Source organism: Corallococcus sp. AB049A (genome assembly GCF_003668885.1).
GTDB lineage: Bacteria > Myxococcota > Myxococcia > Myxococcales > Myxococcaceae > Corallococcus > Corallococcus interemptor.
Genome location: NZ_RAWL01000323.1, coordinates 1 through 10,111 on the forward strand (window position 1 = coordinate 1; position 10,111 = coordinate 10,111).

Genomic DNA, 10,111 nt, shown 5'->3' on the forward strand with positions numbered 1-10,111 from the left:
GTTCGGTGGTGGTGGAGGGGGCAGGGGGGCTGTTCGTCCCGGTGGATTCGAAGCGCGACGTGGTGGACCTCATCCAGGCGTTCCGCCTGCCGGTGGTGCTGGTGGCGCGCGCGGGGCTGGGCACGCTCAATCATGTGGCGCTGTCGCTGGAGGCGCTGGCGGCGCGCAAGGTGTCCGTGCGCGCGGTGGTGCTGTCGCGCGGCGTGCCCGGACGTGACCTGGCGGAGCGGGACAACCGGCGCTACCTGGAGGCCCGCCACGGGGTGGAGGTGCTGGGGCCCGTGCCGTATGTGGAGGATGCAAGAAAGCGCCGGATCGCGTTCCGGCGCGCGCTGGCGCCGCTGGTGCCCGAACGCGCGCGGGCCCGATAAATCGGCCTCCGGCGCGTTCGGCGGAAAGGCGCGTGCTACAGGCCGCGCAAGTTTTCGCGTGGTGGTGGCCGTGATCTGGACGTGCTGTTTTTTCCGCGCGAGAAAGCCGGCACGAATGGCGGACATCATCGACATCACGCTCCTCGCGGACGTCCGGCGCTTCTTCCAGAAGCTCATCGAACAGCGCGGGCTGTCCTACTTCCTCCAGAAGGACGGTCCGCGGCTGTTCCAGATTGAGCCGACGAAGGTCGAGCTGGTCCTGCGCACCGCGATCCGCACCCGGAACCCCGAGCTGCCCAGGCCGCACGAGAAGGCCATCGAGCACTGCCGCCTGGAGCTGCGCCGCGAGCTGATCCGCCGCGTGGCCAGCGCCATGCTCCAGACGGGGCTGTGAGCCGCTTCTCGCTCCGCACCGCCTTCCCGCGCACGCCCAACCCGCTCTCCCAGGCCGCCGCCGGGCGCCACGCGCGCGGGCTGCCCCTCTGGGACCTGGCGGAGACCAACCCCACCCGCGTGGGGCTGCCCCCACCGGACGTGGACCTCGGGGCCCTCCCCGGGCCGTTCCACTACGCGCCGGAGCCCTTCGGCCTGCCCGCGGCGCGCGCGTCCGTGGCCGCGCACCTGTCCCGGCAAGGCACGCGCGTGGACGCCGCGCACGTCGTCCTCTCCGCCAGCACCAGCGAGGCCTACGGGTGGCTGCTGAAGCTCCTGTGCGACCCGGGGGACAACGTCCTCGTCCCCGCGCCGGGTTACCCGCTGGTGGACGTCCTGGCGCGCCTGGAGGCCGTCCAGGCGCGTTCCTACCGCCTGCCCGCCGTGCACGGCTTCGGCCTGGACGCGGGCCTCGTGGAGGCCGCCGTGGACGCCCGCACGCGCGCGGTGGTGGTGGTGAACCCCGGCAACCCCACCGGCCACTTCCTCCACGAGGACGAGCTCCACGCGCTCGCGGACGTGTGCGCGCGCCACGGGCTGGCGCTCCTCTGCGACGAGGTGTTCTCCGGCTTCGCGTGGGACGAGGAAGCAGGGCGCGTGACGTCCGTGGCGGGGCGGAGGCTGCCGTGCCTGACGTTCTCGCTGTCCGGCCTGTCCAAGGTCGCGGGCCTGCCCGGCCTGAAGCTGGCGTGGCTGCACGTGGGCGGCCCCGCGCACGCGCGCGACGAGGCCCTGGCCCGGCTGGAGGACGTGGCGGACGCGGCGCTGTCGGTGGGCACGCCCGTGCAGCTCGCGCTGCCCGCGCTGCTCGAGCACGCGCCGCGCTTCCAGCAGGCCTTGATGGAGCGGGTGAGGGGCAACCGGGAGCGGCTGCTCCAAGCGCGTCCGGCGGACGCCGCGTGGGACGTGGTGCCCGCGCACGGCGGCTGGAGCGCGCTCCTGCGCATCCCCCATCACCCCGGCGAGGAGGCCACCTGCCTGCGGCTCCTGGAGGAGGGGGTGCGCGTGCAGCCGGGGTACTTCTACGACTTCGGCGGCGGTGCGTACCTCGTGCTGTCGCTGCTGCCGACGCCCGAGGTCTTCACCGCCGCCCTGGCTCCGCTGGTGCGCGTGCTCAGTCCGTCGGCGGGTCGATGAGCTGCACCGTCCGGAAGGTGGTGCCCGTGACCTTGAACAGCTCGTAGGGGGAGGGCGCCTCGCCGGTCTCGTTGTTGAAGTTCAGCTCGCCGCTGGCGCCCTTCACGTCGATGACGTTGCCCGCGCGCAGCGCCTCGCGCGCCGCGGTGAACTGCGTGGAGCCCAGCGGGTAGCTCGGCGCCGTCTGGCCGGCCGCGGGCGTCAGCTTCGTGAGGCCCTCCGCGATGCGCGGGCCCGTCACCGGCTGCGGGTTGCCCGCGTCGTTGCCCACCGCGTACGCCGAGCCCAGCGCCACCAGGTACATGGCGTCGTACGCGTGCGCGGTGAAGGAGTACTGCCCGGGGTCCGTGCTGTAGGCCGTGATGAAGCGGTCCGCGAAGAGCTTGTACGTGGCGTCGTTGGGACGCGCGGAAGCCGGCGCCGTGCCGTACGTGCCTGAAAGCTCCGTCTCGACCTCCTTGCGGGAGGTGAGCAGCGTGCGGTCCTTGCTGGCGTCGGTGAGGAACCACCGGTTGCCGTGCGCCGTGCCCACGCCCTTGTCCATGGCCTCCAGCAGGAGGCGCGAGTTGTCCTCGGGGAAGCCCGCCAGCACCGTCATGTCCGGGTCGAAGGACACCAGCCGGGTCACCGCGCCGCTCACGGCCTCGTTGCGGCTGTACTGCGCGCCCGCGACGTTGTCCTTGTTGGGGATGCGGTTCTGGATGGCGTCGAACAGGCCCGTGCCGTACGAGTCGGAGACGTACGCCACGCCCACCTTCGCCGGCGGGGTGAACGTCACGCCCGGGTCGTTGATGGGCGTGACGCCCTGGATGACGTTCGCGATGACGCGGCCCTGGAGCACGTCCGAGGGCGTGGTGCGCCAGACCAGCCCCACGCTGCCGCCGTTCTTGTCCGACAGCGTGGTGAACGCGGAGCTCGTGGCCGTGTGGCTCATGAGCAGCACGTTCTTGGGCGTCGTCACTTCACTGATGGCGAGCGTCTGCGCGCTGCCCGCGCTGAACATCGCCACCACGCCCTTGTCGTTCACCATCCAGCTGGCCTGCGTCACCGCGCGGTCCGAGTCCGCCCCGGTGTCGCAGACGTACATGACGAACTGGCGGCCGCCCACGCCCTGCGCCTGGTTCACCTCGTCCAGCGCCAGCTTCAGGCCGTTGAAGCGCTGCTGCTCAATCTCCGCGTTGCCGCTCGCGTTGGTGAGCGGCAGCGCCGCGCCCAGCACGATGGGGTTCGCCGCGGACGTGGCGCCCACCACCTGGTCGCACCCGGCGGGCTGCGGCAGGCAGTAACCGGAGGTGCAGACGCTGTTGGTGCCGCAGTCACTGCTCGTCGTGCATTCGGACAGGCCGCCCGCCGTGGTGAAGCTGCACCCGGACGCAAGCAGCGCCATGCCGAACGTCATCATTCCCAGCGCGCGCATCAGAAACGACCCTCCATGCCGACCCCGGCGCCGCGCGGTGCGAGCGTCACGCGGACCTCGCCCGTCGCGGGGGGGCCTTCCTTGGGATACAGGATGATGGCGGTGATGGCCCCCGCGAGCCCCACGCCGAAACCGATGTCCGCGAGCAGCGCCTTGCTCTTGGTGCTGTCCGACAGCCGCTGCTTCTCCGCGAGCGTGGTGGCGTTGTCGAACTGCTCGCGCTGGTCGCGCGCCTGCAGCCCGAAGAGCACGCCCGCGCCCACGCCCAGCACCGCCACGCCGCCCGTGGCGAACGCCGCGATGCGCTGGTTGCGGTAGGACTTGAGGGTCCGGTCCAGCTCCGCCTGCCGCTGGCGCTCGCTCTCATCCTGCGCGCGCCGGGCCGCGGCCTGCTCCGCCTCCGCCTGCTGGCGCGCGGCGTCCGCCTCCGCCTCCAGGCGCTTCCTGTCCGCGTCCGCCGCGGCCTGGGCCTGGTCCTCGCGGTCCAGCTGCACGCGCAGCCGGTCGATGGCGCGGTTGCTGTTCTTCAGGAGCGCGGGGTCGGTGTCCTCGCTGGAGGACGTGACGTACTGCCGGTAGAAGCTCATCGCCTCGCGGGGTTCGCCCGCGTACTCCAGCGCCACGGCGATGTTGTAGACGAGCCGCGGGTGCGGCTGGGCCTCATTGGCCTGCTTCAGCGCCTCCGCCGCCTCGCGGTACTTGCCGGCGTCGTAGAGGCGTTTGCCCTCCTTCAACAGCGCCTGCACGTTGACCTTGGAGCCACCCCGCTGCGCCAGGGCGGACCCCGGGGCCAGCGCCAGCGCCAGCGACAACACGAAAACCAGTCTCATGGGGCGGTGAGCCTAGCGCCGAACATTCCGGCCGTCGAAGCACTGGCCCCCACAAAAAAGCGCCGGGGCCACCCCCACCCCTGTCGCGACAGGGGAGGAAGCAGCCCCGGAGCGGGACTTCTCAGCCGTCAGACGGCGGCTAGCCGTCCAGGCGCGCGATGAGCAGCTTGCGCTGGAGCATCAGGGCCTCGGGGGCCTTGGTGCCCAGCTGCTCGAAGAAGACCTCCTGGCTCTTGAGCTCGGTCTTCCACTCGTCCTCCTTGATGGAGGTGGCCTCCTGGATGGCCTCCGCGGGCAGGTCCAGGCCGTTGAGGTTGAGGCCCTGGTCCTGGCGCGGCACCCAGCCCAGCAGCGTCTCCTGCGTGGGGACGCGGCCCTGCACGCGGTTCACGATCCACTCCAGGACGCGCATGTTCTCGCCGAAGCCCGGCCAGATGAACTTGCCGTTCTTGTCCTGGCGGAACCAGTTGACCTGGAAGATCTTCGGCAGCTGCGGGATGGACTTCTGCATGTCCAGCCAGTGCTGGAGGTAGTCACCCATGTGGTAGCCGCAGAAGGGCAGCATGGCCATGGGGTCGCGGCGCACGACGCCCACCTTGCCGGTGGCCGCGGCCGTCGTCTCCGAGCCCATGGTGGCGCCCAGGAACACGCCGTGGGTCCAGTTGAAGGCCTGGAGCACCAGCGGGACGGTGTTGGAGCGGCGGCCGCCGAAGATGATGGCGCTGATGGGAACGCCCTGGGGGTCGTTCGCCTTGCCGGACAGCACCGGGTTGTTGCTCATGGGCGCGGTGAAGCGGCTGTTCGGGTGCGCCGCCTTCTCCGTGCTGCCCTTCTTCCAGGGCTTGCCCTGCCAGTCGATGAGCTCCTCGGGGACCTCGCCGTCCTTGCCCTCCCACCAGACGTCGCCGTCGGGCGTGAGCGCCACGTTCGTGAAGAGCGTGTCCTTGGAGATGGTCTCCATGGCGTTGGGGTTGGTCTTGTAGTTGGTGCCCGGCACCACGCCGAAGTAGCCGGCCTCCGGGTTGATGGCGTACAGGCGGCCATCCGGACCCGGGCGCATCCAGGCGATGTCGTCGCCGACGGTTTCAATCTTCCAGCCCGCGTACTCCTTGGGCGGGATCATCATGGCGAAGTTCGTCTTGCCGCACGCGGACGGGAAGGCCGCCGCGATGTAGGTCGTCTCACCCTTGGGGGAGGTGACGCCCAGGATGAGCATGTGCTCGGCGAGCCAGCCCTCCTCGCGGCCCAGGTAGCTGCCGATGCGCAGCGCCAGACACTTCTTCCCGAGCAGCACGTTGCCGCCATAGCCGGAGCCGAAGCTCCAGATGGTGTTGTCCTGGGGGAAGTGGCAGATGTAGCGGCGGTCCGGGTTCACGTCACCCGTGGAGTGCAGGCCGCGGTTGAAGTCGTCGCTGTCGCCCAGCATGTCCAGCGCGGCCTTCCCCATGCGGGTCATGATCCGCATGTTGAGGACCACGTAGTCGCTGTCCGTCAGCTCCACGCCAATCTTCGTGGAGGCGCCGCCCAGCGGGCCCATGGCGTAGGGCACCACGTACATGGTGCGGCCCTTCATGCAGCCTTCGAACAGCTGGGAGAGCTTCGTGTAGGCGGCCTCCGGCTCCATCCAGTTGTTGGTGGGGCCCGCGTCCGTCTTGTTGGGCGTGCAGATGAACGTGAGGTGCTCGACGCGCGCCACGTCGTTGGGGTTGGAGCGGTGCAGGTAGCAGCCGGGGCGCTTCTGCGGGTTGAGCGGGATGAGCGTGCCGTCCTTCACCGCCTGCTCGGTGAGGCGCTGCTTCTCCGCCTCCGAGCCGTCGCACCAGACGATGCGGTCCGGCTGGGTCATCGCGGCCATCTTGGCCACCCACGCCAAGAGCGTGGGGTTCTTCGTGGGCGCCTGCTCGGTGGCGGCGGCCGCTTGCGTCGAAGCCATGGAGGTCTCCTCGGGGTATCTCGCGGAAGGAACACGAAACCTTCTGGACCGGGGGCCCAAAATCAACTGACGTCCGGCAGTCAACCGGACTTTCGACCGCTTTGGCCTAATTCCACTTATCAGCCCCCGGGCGCCCATCAGAAAACGGCGCGGTGCGGCACACGCTGGCAGCGCAGCGCGGCGTGCCCAGGTTGAGGGGGCAAACGGCCCTCTCCATGACCATCGCCCTCGTCCTGGCCATCATCGTCGTCGCCCTGGTCCTGTTTTCCATGGATTCCATCCCCATCGAGTTCACCTCGCTGGTGGTGGTGTGCCTGCTGGCGCTGTCCGGGGTGCTGACGCCCGCGCAGGCGTTCGAGGGCTTCAGCAACGACACCGTCATCTTCATCTTCACCCTGCTGGCGATGACGGAGGGGCTCGCCTCCACGGGCGTGGTGCAGATGGTGGGGCAGCGGATGGCGTTCTTCGCGCGCTTCGGTCCTCAGGTGTTCGTGCTGGCGATGATGGGCGTGGTGGCGGTGTTCTCCTCGTTCATCTCCAACACGGTGACGACGGCGGCCTTCCTGCCGGTGGCCATTGGCGCCGCGGCGCGGGCGAAGGTGCCGCGCAGCAAGGTGCTGCTGCCGCTGGCGTACGCGTCCATGCTGGGCGGCACGGTGCTCCTGTTCGGCACGTCCACGAACCTGGTGGTGTCCGCGGCGCTGAAGCGGCAGGGGATGGCGCCCATTGGCGTGGCGGAGCTGGCGCCGGTGGGGCTGCCTGCGGTGCTGATTGGCATCACCGTGGTGGTGCTGTTGGGGCGGCGGCTGCTGCCCTCGCGCGAGGGCAAGCCGGGCACGGAGGGCTTCACGCTGCGCGACTACCTCACGGAGGCGGTGCTGCCGGCGGACTCGCGCTACGTGGGCAAGCCCCTGGCGGAGCTCACGGAAGGGCTGGGCCTGCGCGTGATTGGCGTGGTGCAGGACGGCGAGACGCTCAACGCGAAGCCGTCCTACGTGCTGACGGGCCAGGAGCGGCTGCTGGTGGAGGGGCGGCGCGAGGACATCCTGCGCGTGAAGGACCTGCAGGGCCTGGCGCTGAGGCCGGACGTGCGGCTGTCGGACGCGGAATTGGAGGGGCCGGAGTCGATGCTCGCGGAGGTGGGCGTGCCGCCCGGCAGCGCGCTGGTGGGGCGCAGCCTGCGGGAGACGCTGTTCGTGGAGCGCTTCGGCCTGGTGGCGCTGGGGCTGCACCGCCGGCCCGGCATCCAGCGGCTCACGAAGATGCAGCTGTTGGGGCGCGACCGGGAGGAGCACTCGCTGTCCACGCTGCCGCTGTCCGTGGGGGACGTGCTGCTGTTGCGAGGCCCCCGGCAGAAGGTGGCGGAGCTGGCCCCGGGCCACACGCTGATGGTGCTGGAGGGCCACGAGTACGAGCCGCCGCGCTACGCGAAGGCGCTGCTCGCGGTGGTCCTCTTCCTGGGCTCGCTGGCGGCGGGCTCGCTGGGCTGGGTGCCGCTGTCGCTGGCGGGGCTCACCGGGATGCTGCTGATGATCGCCACCGGGTGCGTGGACGCGCGCACCGCGTTCCGCGTGGACTGGCGGGTGGTGCTGCTCATCGGCTCCATGATGGCGCTGGGGCTGGCCATGGAGGTGAGCGGCGCGGGGAAGTTCATTGGCGACCACGTGGCCCGGCTGGGCGCGTTCGGCGGGCCCCGCGCGGTGCTGGCGCTGTTGATGGTGCTGACCATCGTGCTGTCCGCGCCCATGAGCAACCAGGCCGCGGCGCTGGTGGTGCTGCCGGTGGCGCTCAACGCGGCGACGCAGCTGGGCGTGGACGCGCGCCCCTTCGCCATGGGCGTCACGCTGGCGGCCAGCTGTTCGTTCATCACGCCGCTGGAGCCCAGCTGCGTGCTCGTCTACGGGCCCGGGCACTACCGCTTCACCGACTTCTTCCGGCTGGGCACGCCGCTGACCGCGGTGCTGGTGGTGTTCCTCGTCTTCGCCGTGCCCGTGGTGTGGCCGTTCTAGTGGATGGCCGCGCGCAGCCCCACGTCCGCGAGCACCCGCGACTCCTGCTCCAGCAGGTACTGCAGGCGCGCGTCCACGGCGGCCTCGTCCCCGTTGGAGGCCGTCACGGCCAGGCGGTGGAAGAGGGACTGGTGGCCGTCCTCCGACTGGGCCAGCTCTCCGTAGAAGCGGGCGAGCGCCGGGTCGGTCAGCCCCTCCGCGAGCAGGGAGAGGCGCTCGCACGAGCGCGCTTCGATGATGGCGGCCACGAGCAGGCGGTCCACGCGCCGCTCCGGGGCGGGCGTGCGCACGTGCTTCTGCAGGCCCTGCGCGTACGGGTCCCCGGCGTCCTTGGTGAGGGTGAGGCCGCGCGCGGCCATCAGGTCCAGCACGCGGGCCAGGTGCGCGCTCTCCTCGCGGGCCAGGCGGGCCATCCGCGACGGCAGGCCGGGCAGGTCCGGGTAGGCCTGGAGCATGGACAGCGCGTTGGCGGCGGCCTTCTTCTCGCAGTGGGCGTGGTCCACCAGCACCGCGTCGAAGTTCGCGAGCGCCAGCGGCAGCCAGCCGGGGTCGGTGGGCGCGTGGAGGATGACGGGGCCCGCTCCGGAGAGGGGACGGCGGGAGGGCGTGGGGCGGCTGCTCATTGCGGCGGCGGACTGTAGGGCATCCGCTGGCGGCTACTCCACCAGCACGAGCCGCTGCGTGCGGCCCGCGTGGTAGCCCACCTTGCGAGCGATGCGGGCGGTGCTCTCGTCGCGCTCGTCCACGCGCATGGCCAGCCGGGGCAGCGAGGACAACAGGTGCCGCGAAATCTGCCCCAGGCACAGCGTGGCGTGGCCCTGGCGGCGGCGGGACGGGGGCGTGTACATGCCCTCCAGCTCCGCGCCGAACTGCGAGCGGCAGCCGATGTCCACCTTGAACACCAGCTCGCCGCCCTCCTCCAGCACGTAGGTGCGGCGCTGGCGCACGCGCTGGAGGACGCGGGCCTCGTAGTGCGCGGGGTCCTCCGCCAGCGGGTCGCGCTCCAGGATTTCGCGCACGTAGCCCTGGGCCAGGGGCAAGAGCCGGGGCACGTCCTCTTCCCGGGCCAGGCGCAGGGTGGGGTTGGTGAAGGGGCCCAGGTCGTCCGCGGAGACGCTGAACAGCTTCTGCGTGCGCGACAGGCGCGGCTTGCCCTCGCAGAGGCTGCGGACCAGCGCGTCCACGGAGGCCTTGTCCCCCACGGTGGCGCGCAGCTTGAGGCTGGGGGCGAGCGCGTCCGCGATGACGCCGGTGGCGGTGGCGTCGCTGGCGCTGGGCACCACCAGCCCGCCCTCGCCGCCCACGAAGACGGCCGCGGTGAGGACGCCGCTGTCGAAGCGGCCGTGGAAGGCGAAGGCCGCCTGGCGCTCCGGCGCCGCGATGCCGAACTCCTCCAGCAACCCCAGGAGGTAGAGGTTGTGGACGGGGTCCTTCGCCAGGAGCGCGCGCAGGGCGTCCGAGTGGGAAGGCGCGAGCTGTTCGACGGTGACGGGCATGCGCGCGGGGGAGGAAGGGGGGCTGAACCTTACGCGCAACCCGACCTCACGGGCCAGCGTCCCCAGGCACGGTGAAACGGAATGGGTAGAGCACCGTCGCGGAACCGCCCAGGCGGGGTGCTGGAAAGCGCGCGTCCAGGAGCGAGTCCAGCACGCACGCCTGCACCATGGGGTCCGGGATGGTGCTGGAGACGAGCACGCCCCGGTTCATCTTCCCCTCGGAGCCCTCGCCCTCCACCGTGAAGCGCAGCTTCACTTCCTGTGCACCCCGGTTGCGTTGTGCGGCGTCCTGGAAACATTGCTGCACGAGCGGAGTCACCGCCTGGACGGCCAGGCGCAGGTCCTCCGGGTCGATGCGGCCGGAGGTGCGCTCCACCACCGGCTCCACCACCGGCACGCGGCGCGGGTCGGGGGCGTCGAAGTCCTCGCGCGGGGGCGGTGCCCGGGGCGGCTCACGCACCGGAGCCGTGGGCCGCGGCGCGGGGG

At 71.3% G+C, this 10,111-nt stretch carries 10 protein-coding genes; 4 read left to right on the plus strand and 6 right to left on the minus strand.

Annotation, left to right across the window (positions count from 1 at the left end; all coding sequences use genetic code 11):
• From bioD to D7X55_RS28255, 3 genes are all read left to right on the plus strand, one after another.
• Positions 1-371, plus strand: a 371-nt coding sequence (gene bioD, locus D7X55_RS28245) for an ATP-dependent dethiobiotin synthetase BioD (RefSeq protein ID WP_147470240.1), incomplete at its 5' end; no start/stop codon positions are given.
• Positions 372-486: 115 nt separating this feature from the next.
• Positions 487-765, plus strand: coding sequence for a hypothetical protein (locus tag D7X55_RS28250; RefSeq protein ID WP_120552248.1), 279 nt, complete (start codon positions 487-489; stop codon positions 763-765).
• Complete coding sequence (locus tag D7X55_RS28255) at positions 762-1,940, plus strand: pyridoxal phosphate-dependent aminotransferase (protein ID WP_121724677.1); 1,179 nt, start codon at positions 762-764, stop codon at positions 1,938-1,940. The genes D7X55_RS28250 and D7X55_RS28255 overlap by 4 nt, the downstream gene beginning before the upstream one ends.
• Here the strand turns inward: D7X55_RS28255 and D7X55_RS28260 are convergent.
• The 3 genes from D7X55_RS28260 to D7X55_RS28270 all read right to left on the minus strand — a co-directional run bounded on the left by D7X55_RS28260 (position 1,918) and on the right by D7X55_RS28270 (position 6,120).
• Complete coding sequence (locus D7X55_RS28260) at positions 1,918-3,357, minus strand: ABC transporter substrate-binding protein (protein ID WP_121724678.1); 1,440 nt, start codon at positions 3,355-3,357, stop codon at positions 1,918-1,920. The genes D7X55_RS28255 and D7X55_RS28260 overlap by 23 nt on opposite strands.
• Positions 3,357-4,187 carry a tetratricopeptide repeat protein gene (locus D7X55_RS28265; RefSeq protein WP_121769672.1) on the minus strand — a complete coding sequence of 277 codons (831 nt, stop codon included), beginning with the start codon at positions 4,185-4,187 and terminating at the stop codon, positions 3,357-3,359. The genes D7X55_RS28260 and D7X55_RS28265 overlap by 1 nt, the downstream gene beginning before the upstream one ends.
• A 139-nt stretch (positions 4,188-4,326) precedes the next feature.
• Positions 4,327-6,120, minus strand: a complete 1,794-nt coding sequence (locus D7X55_RS28270) for a phosphoenolpyruvate carboxykinase (GTP) (protein WP_121724680.1) — start codon at positions 6,118-6,120, stop codon at positions 4,327-4,329.
• Positions 6,121-6,335: 215 nt separating this feature from the next.
• Here D7X55_RS28270 and D7X55_RS28275 point away from each other — a divergent pair, with 215 nt between their 5' ends.
• Positions 6,336-8,129, plus strand: coding sequence for an SLC13 family permease (locus D7X55_RS28275; RefSeq protein ID WP_121724681.1), 1,794 nt, complete (start codon positions 6,336-6,338; stop codon positions 8,127-8,129).
• Here D7X55_RS28275 and D7X55_RS28280 read toward each other — a convergent pair.
• The 3 genes from D7X55_RS28280 to D7X55_RS28290 all read right to left on the minus strand — a co-directional run.
• Positions 8,126-8,752 (minus strand): tRNA-(ms[2]io[6]A)-hydroxylase, encoded by a 627-nt coding sequence (locus tag D7X55_RS28280; RefSeq protein ID WP_121724682.1) that lies wholly within the window; start codon positions 8,750-8,752, stop codon positions 8,126-8,128. The two genes, D7X55_RS28275 and D7X55_RS28280, sit on opposite strands and share 4 nt — an antisense overlap.
• A gap of 33 nt (positions 8,753-8,785) precedes the next feature.
• Positions 8,786-9,625: a DUF4081 domain-containing protein gene (locus tag D7X55_RS28285; RefSeq protein WP_120551029.1), complete on the minus strand. Its 840-nt coding sequence runs from the start codon at positions 9,623-9,625 to the stop codon at positions 8,786-8,788.
• 46 nt (positions 9,626-9,671) lie between these two features.
• Positions 9,672-10,111 (minus strand): AgmX/PglI C-terminal domain-containing protein (locus tag D7X55_RS28290; protein WP_233610117.1); only part of this gene is annotated, 440 nt, incomplete at its 5' end.

Coding starts and splice junctions, on each gene's coding strand:
- D7X55_RS28250 (WP_120552248.1), top strand. CDS start 487: ATGGCGGACATCATCGACATCACGCTCCTCGCGGACGTCCGGCGCTTC.
- D7X55_RS28260 (WP_121724678.1), bottom strand. CDS start 3,357: ATGCGCGCGCTGGGAATGATGACGTTCGGCATGGCGCTGCTTGCGTCC.
- D7X55_RS28265 (WP_121769672.1), bottom strand. CDS start 4,187: ATGAGACTGGTTTTCGTGTTGTCGCTGGCGCTGGCGCTGGCCCCGGGG.
- D7X55_RS28270 (WP_121724680.1), bottom strand. CDS start 6,120: ATGGCTTCGACGCAAGCGGCCGCCGCCACCGAGCAGGCGCCCACGAAG.
- D7X55_RS28275 (WP_121724681.1), top strand. CDS start 6,336: ATGACCATCGCCCTCGTCCTGGCCATCATCGTCGTCGCCCTGGTCCTG.
- D7X55_RS28280 (WP_121724682.1), bottom strand. CDS start 8,752: ATGAGCAGCCGCCCCACGCCCTCCCGCCGTCCCCTCTCCGGAGCGGGC.
- D7X55_RS28285 (WP_120551029.1), bottom strand. CDS start 9,625: ATGCCCGTCACCGTCGAACAGCTCGCGCCTTCCCACTCGGACGCCCTG.